This is a genomic window from Paenibacillus sp. 3LSP (assembly GCF_032465655.1).
Classification (GTDB): Bacteria; Bacillota; Bacilli; order Paenibacillales; family Paenibacillaceae; genus Fontibacillus; species Fontibacillus barengoltzii.
The window spans coordinates 1-6,085 of sequence record NZ_JAWDJI010000271.1; the positions used below are offsets into that span (position 1 = coordinate 1).

Sequence of the window (6,085 nt, forward strand, 5' to 3'; positions counted from 1 at the left end):
CTTCTCTTCTCCGGCCGCCTGCGCCGCCAGAAGCGCCAACTCCCGCTCCTCGGCAGCCTGCTCCAACCGGGAGCGAAGAGAATCCAGCTCGGCTGCCAGGGCCGACGCCTTGTCCCGCTCGGCCTGCAGCTCGTTGTTTGCTTGCTCCAACCGGCTCACTTCGGCGGCCAGCTGCTCGCTCAGCTGTTCACTCTTGTCCGAAGCCTCGAGCAAGCTGATCTCTAGGCGACTGATTTCCTCGCTGCGCTTCTCAGCCAGCTTCTGCCACGACTTCTCGCTTTGCTGCGCCGCTGATACTTCGGCTCGCAGCTTGTCCTCCCGCTGCTTGCGTTCCTGCAGTTGCTGTTGCAGCTGCTTGGCCTCTGCCTGCGCGGCTTGAAGCGTGCTCTGGAGCTGCTTCGTCTGCTCCTGCAGCTTCCCGCTATGCTGCTGCGCCCGTTGCTCGGCCGCTTTGGCTTCTTGCTCCCGCCGCTGCAGCTCGCTCACCTGCTTCTGCAGCTTCGCGGCTTCCTCTTTCTCCCGCGCCGTCTGCTGTTCGACTTGGCGAAGCTTGGATTGCAACTGCGAGTTGCTGCCGCGCTGTTCGCTAAGCTGACGCTCCAGCTCCTGTACCCGGCTGCGAAGCTTGCGCGCCTCCTCCTCCTGCCCCAGCAGGGAGGCCTCCAGCTTCTCCGCTTGTCCGGCTAGCTGACGCTTCTCATTCTTCAGCTGCTGCTGTTCCTCTTGCAGCGCCTTATACATGCTCTCCTGTTTGGCATGCAAATCCTGCAGCACCGAGTTCTCCTGCAGCAGGACTGTTTTCTCCTGCTTGGCGTTCTGCAGTTCATTCTGCAGTTGATCTACCCGGATCGCTTCCTCTGCCATGCGCACGGCTGCCAGCACGGCCAACCGCGGCGTGTCCAGATGGGGATAGGCCTGGGCGATGCTGCGCATATGTTCATCCACGCGGCGCGCGACCTGCTTCATATATTCCGCGCTGCTTCCAACAATTTTATAAGAAGTCCCGTAAATTTCTACGTTTACGCTAATTCGGCCTTGGTTACTCAACGTTATGTGCCTCCTTCGGTCCTGTAAGTCGTCTCTTAGATGCGGATAATTGCACGAAAGTCACATCGAATCGGTCGTTCTACAAATGATTCGATGTGACTTCGTCCAATTCCTGCTATTTTCTAAGCTCCGCAGCAAAAGTTTGCGACAACCCTTCGACCACCTGGTCGTGGACCGCAGCAACTTCCTCGTCCGTCAGAGTCCGTTCCATATGGCGATATACCAGCGATAAAGCGACGCTCTTCTTGCCTTCACCCAGCTTGGCGCCCGTGAATACGTCGAATACCTCCACCGATTCCAGCAGCTCGCCCGCCTTTTCGCGGATTACGTCGATCAGCGCGCCCGCTTCCACATCGGAGTTTACGACAACAGCGATATCGCGCTGCATCGCCGGATAACGCGGCAGTTCTTGGTACACGTAAGCTTCGCCAGCGTTGCGGTACAACGGTTCAAGCAGCAGCTCAGCGACATACGTATCATCCAGATCCAGCTCCCGCTGCAGCTCCGGATGAAGCTGACCCAGCGTACCGATCCGTTCTTTGCCGGTAGTTCCGTTCAAGAAGATCGAGGCCGAACGTCCAGGATGGAAGCCCTGCGGCCCATCCGCTTCATATGTCATCTTATCGGCAACTCCCAGGTATTCGAACAGGCTCTCCAGCGCTCCTTTGAGATCGAAGAAATCCACCTTCTCCGCCGGAGCATTCCAGCGTTTCTCCGCCCGGTCACCCGTCAGCAACAAGGACAGCACCGGCAGCTCGTTTGGCTGCTTGGTCAGCTTCTCCTCGTTGGTACGGAAGATGCTGCCGATTTCAAACAATGCCAAATTGTCTTGCTTGCGATTGCGGTTGTATACAGCGATGTCGATCATCCCTGGCAGCAAACTGCCGCGCAGCACGCTGCGGTCCTCGCTCATCGGCATCGCCAGACGAATCTCCCGATCGCCTTCGGCCAGCTGCGGGAACTTGGCGCTTGCTCCTTCACGGATGAAGGAATAGCCCATCACTTCCTGCCATCCGCCATGGGTGAGCAATTGGCGGATCGTGCGGCGCAACGCCTGCGGTTTCGTATAACCGCCGACTGTCGTTACCCCTTCGATCATCGTCGCCTCGATGTTGTCATAACCGTACAGCCGCGCTACCTCTTCGATCAAATCGACGTCGCGCGTAATGTCGCCGCGGCGCGTCGGCACGCGAACTTCGATGACTTCCTCAGAGCCGGCACATTCGAAGCGGAGGCGTCCCAGAATGGCTTTCGCCTCCAGCGAGGAAATGTTCGTGCCCAAGTAATCGTTCAGTTTCTGAAGCGACAGGCTGACGACCTTCTCTTCCGGCTCTTGATGAACGATCTCCACGATCCCTTCCGCTACTTGGCCGCCGGCATAGGCAGCCATCAGCGCTGCTGCGCGATTCAGTGCCGGGATGACAGAGGCCGGATCCACCTCTTTCTCGAACCGTTGCGAAGCTTCCGAACGAAGCCCCAGCGTCCGGGACGTGCGGCGGACACTACTGCCGGCAAATTTCGCCGACTCCAGGACAATGTTCACCGTTTGATCGGTGACTTCTGTATCGAGTCCGCCCATCACGCCGGCCAGAGCCACCGGACGATCTTCACCGTCCACGATCAAGAGTGCACCGGCTTCCAGTTCACGCTCTTGGCCATCCAGCGTCACCAGCTTCTCGCCAGCCTTGGCCTGACGCACGCCCAGCATACCTCCGGCGATCTTGTCAGCATCAAACGCATGCAGCGGCTGGCCGTACTCCAGCATGACGTAGTTCGTGATGTCGACAATGTTGCTGATCGGGCGAATTCCCGCCGCCATCAGCCGGTTTTGCATCCACAGCGGGGATGGGCCAATCTTGACGTCGGCGATGTAGCGTACCGCGTACCGGCTGCACAGGTCAGGCGCATCGATCTTGACTTGAATCCGCTCCTTCGCCAGTACCCCAGTGGAAGCAAGCTCAGACTGCGGCAGCTTCACTTCGCGGCTCAAAATCGCGCCTACTTCATAAGCAGCCCCGATCATGCTCAAGCAATCCGACCGGTTAGGCGTAAGGTCGAAGTCCAGCACTTGATCGTCCAGCCCCAGCAGTTCAGTAATCGGCGTGCCGATCTCCACGTCCTCCGGCAACACGAGAATGCCTTCCTGCTGTTCTTTTGGCAGCAGCTTGTCATTCAGACCCAGCTCCTTGGCCGAACAGATCATCCCTTGCGACAAGACGCCGCGCAGCTTGGCTTTTTTGATCTCCAGCCCGCCCGGCAGCTTGGCGCCGACGAGCGCAACCGGTACCTTCTGGCCCGCTGCCACGTTTTTCGCGCCGCATACGATTTGCAGTTCTTCTCCCTGCCCCGCGTCCACGACACAAATGTTCAGCTTGTCTGCGTCAGGATGCTTCTCTTTGCTTTTGACAAAGCCAACCACCACGTTCGAAACGCCTTGATTGCGGTTTTCAATCGAATCGATCTCGATCCCGGACCGGGTGATTTGCTCCGCTAACTCTTCAACATTAACCCCATCCAGCGAAATATAGTCAGACAACCATTCGGTTGATACTTTCATTGTTAGTTCCCTTCCCTCTTTACGTGAAATTAAACTCTGGCAAACTGCTGCAGGAAACGCAGATCGTTGTTGAAGAAGTAGCGGATATCATCAACGCCGTACTTCAGCATCGCAATCCGTTCGACGCCCATTCCAAACGCGAAGCCGCTGTACTCCTCAGGATCGTATCCACTCATCTCCAGCACGCGTGGATGCACCATGCCACTGCCCAAAATTTCCAGCCAGCCGGACTGTTTGCACACCCGGCAACCATGGCCGCCGCACTTCATGCACGTTACGTCAACCTCAACGCTTGGCTCCGTGAATGGGAAGAAGCTGGGGCGCAGACGAATTTGCGTGTTGGGCCCAAACATTTTGCGGGTGAATTCCAGCAGAGTGCCTTTCAGATCGCTCATCCGGATGCGTTTGCCCACAACCAGCCCTTCAATTTGATGGAACTGGAACGAGTGGGTGGCATCGTCGTCATCCCGGCGGAACACGCGTCCCGGGCAAATAATTTTAACCGGTACTTCCCCCTGCATCGCTTCCATCGTCCGTACCTGAACCGGCGACGTTTGCGTCCGCATAAGCAGATCTTCCGTCAGGTAGAAGGAATCCTGCATATCACGGGCCGGATGGTCCTTCGGCAGATTCAGCGCTTCGAAATTGTGGTAGTCCGTTTCCACTTCAGGTCCTTCCGCAATCCGGTACCCCATGCCGATGAAAATCTCTTCGATTTCCTGAATCACCTGGTTCAGCGGGTGAACGCTTCCTTGCTTCAGCGGACGACCCGGCAGCGTAACGTCCACTTTCTCCGCAGCCAGCCGTGCTTCAGTTTCTTGACGTTGGAACATCGCTTGCTTCTCTTCGATCACCGCTTCGATCGCGGCTCTGACCTCATTGCCGATCTGACCGATCACCGGACGCTCCTCAGCGCTTAAGGAACCCATCCCGCGCAAAATCTCAGTTAAAGCGCCCTTTTTACCCAAATATTTGACCCGAAGATCGTTCAAATGCCCGGCATCAACGGTTTCTGCCAGCTCTTTGAGCGCCTCCGCTTTTAGTGCTTCAAGACGTTCTTTCATGAATAGCTTCCTCCTAAAGGCAAAATAAAAAGGCCTTCTCTCCCGTAAGGGACGAAAAGACCGTGGTACCACCCTTGTTAGAGCACGGCATAAACCTGCCAGCCACATGGCTTGGAAGGTGCACATTGCTCTCACTCCAACGAAAATAACGGCTCGTAACCGGTATCCCCTAATGTGCCGGACTGCAATCCATCGCCTTGCGACGCTAGATATGACAGCAGCGGCAGTTCAAGGAACTGCTCCGGAGCGAACTTCGGCAGTTCCGATTCCCTAGCGGCGCTCTCAATCTCCGGCGCCCCTTCCCTGTTGGTCGGTTCCTGCTTACTCTTCTCCATCCACGCATTTCTTGTCATAATTACCTGCTATTATATGCTAAACGGACATCCGTTGGCAAGTCAGCGGTGAATTATGGTATCTTAAAGAGGTTATACCAAATGCCATGCAAACACGTCAAGGAGTGACTCGCCCAATGAACGGCAACGAACGCAAGAACATCAGACCTGGCCTCACCGTGGATATCGTCTTAAAAAAAGATCAGCCCACCGGCAAACTCACGCGCGGCGTAGTCAAGGACATTCTGACGAATTCCGCAACCCATCCGCACGGCATTAAGGTGCGGTTGCAGGACGGACAGGTAGGCCGAGTGAAAGTGATTCACCCTGACAACGCATAACTGATTTCAAAGACTTAGATCAGCCTTACCGGATGCCGCAGTCATCGAACACCCGATACACCATAAGCGGACGAAATAAAAGCGCCAGCTCCACATAGTTGAGCCGCTCGTCTGGCATTTGGGCATCCAGAGGCACGATCTCCAGCTTCCGACGATCGAACCGGGTCCCCGTAACTTCCAGCTCTTCGATCCGGCTGATTTTAAATATGCGCAGCTCCCGACTCTTCAGGCAAAAACACTGCAAATACCAAGAGCGGTTCTTAAATTGCAGCTTCATCGGCTCGACTTGACGCTCGGTTCTTTGCCCATACGAGCTATAGTAAACGAATTTTACGCCCCTCTGCTCCAGTATAGCCGTTTTCAGCTGTCCAAATTTGCTAGCGCTCTGCTTCCCCGCTGTTCCAGCCAGAGAAATCGACATCAATCCAGTGAACCTCTTCTTTGTGAAAAAGAGTGCTCAGCTTCGCTAAAATTTGGTTCGTTTGCAGGGCATTTGTCGCTTCCAGGCTTTGCAGCCCAAACAAAATTTCCTTCTACTCGTCTTCAGACAACAGTTCCTGTAGACAAGTATACCCTACAAATAAGACACCGCAATGTCATATTAATAAAGAAGAGCTCTCAATGAGAGCTCTTCTGCTTGATGGCTGTAAGTTACGCCGTACGTTTCATGTTCAGCGGTTGCTTAGGTGTTGGGGCTTGCGTTCCGGCATCGCTATTTTTGTGGAACAGCTTGCGGAGGTAAGG

The 6,085-nt window shown here is 55.5% G+C and carries 6 protein-coding genes; 1 reads left to right on the forward strand and 5 read right to left on the reverse strand.

Annotation, left to right across the window (positions count from 1 at the left end; genetic code table 11):
* The 4 genes from RW092_RS23585 to RW092_RS23600 form a co-directional block, all read right to left on the reverse strand.
* Positions 1 to 1,047, reverse strand: a 1,047-nt coding sequence (locus RW092_RS23585; RefSeq protein ID WP_316011439.1) for a hypothetical protein, incomplete at its 3' end; no start/stop codon positions are given.
* A 115-nt stretch (positions 1,048 to 1,162) separates the two neighbouring features.
* Entirely contained in the window at positions 1,163 to 3,604 is a 2,442-nt protein-coding gene (pheT, locus tag RW092_RS23590) for a phenylalanine--tRNA ligase subunit beta (RefSeq protein ID WP_316011440.1), read from the reverse strand.
* A gap of 29 nt (positions 3,605 to 3,633) precedes the next feature.
* The gene (gene pheS, locus RW092_RS23595; RefSeq protein WP_028538184.1) at positions 3,634 to 4,668 is read right to left on the reverse strand and encodes a phenylalanine--tRNA ligase subunit alpha; all 1,035 of its coding nucleotides are present in this window, start codon (positions 4,666 to 4,668) and stop codon (positions 3,634 to 3,636) included.
* 131 nt (positions 4,669 to 4,799) lie between these two features.
* On the reverse strand, positions 4,800 to 5,021 hold the full coding sequence (locus RW092_RS23600) for a hypothetical protein (protein WP_157268768.1): 222 nt from the start codon (positions 5,019 to 5,021) through the stop codon (positions 4,800 to 4,802).
* Positions 5,022 to 5,137: 116 nt separating this feature from the next.
* Here RW092_RS23600 and RW092_RS23605 point away from each other — a divergent pair, with 116 nt between their 5' ends.
* On the forward strand, positions 5,138 to 5,341 hold the full coding sequence (locus RW092_RS23605) for a YwbE family protein (RefSeq protein WP_016312967.1): 204 nt from the start codon (positions 5,138 to 5,140) through the stop codon (positions 5,339 to 5,341).
* A gap of 25 nt (positions 5,342 to 5,366) precedes the next feature.
* On the opposite strand, the gene RW092_RS23610 is transcribed toward RW092_RS23605, so the two are convergent.
* Positions 5,367 to 5,762: a WYL domain-containing protein gene (locus RW092_RS23610; protein ID WP_316011441.1), complete on the reverse strand. Its 396-nt coding sequence runs from the start codon at positions 5,760 to 5,762 to the stop codon at positions 5,367 to 5,369.
* Positions 5,763 to 6,085 lie beyond the last annotated feature (323 nt).

Bases quoted from the DNA above. Each gene is read 5' to 3' on its own strand.
- pheT (WP_316011440.1), bottom strand. From the start codon at position 3,604: ATGAAAGTATCAACCGAATGGTTGTCTGACTATATTTCGCTGGATGGG.
- RW092_RS23600 (WP_157268768.1), bottom strand. From the start codon at position 5,021: ATGACAAGAAATGCGTGGATGGAGAAGAGTAAGCAGGAACCGACCAAC.
- pheS (WP_028538184.1), bottom strand. From the start codon at position 4,668: ATGAAAGAACGTCTTGAAGCACTAAAAGCGGAGGCGCTCAAAGAGCTG.
- RW092_RS23610 (WP_316011441.1), bottom strand. From the start codon at position 5,762: ATGTCGATTTCTCTGGCTGGAACAGCGGGGAAGCAGAGCGCTAGCAAA.
- RW092_RS23605 (WP_016312967.1), top strand. From the start codon at position 5,138: ATGAACGGCAACGAACGCAAGAACATCAGACCTGGCCTCACCGTGGAT.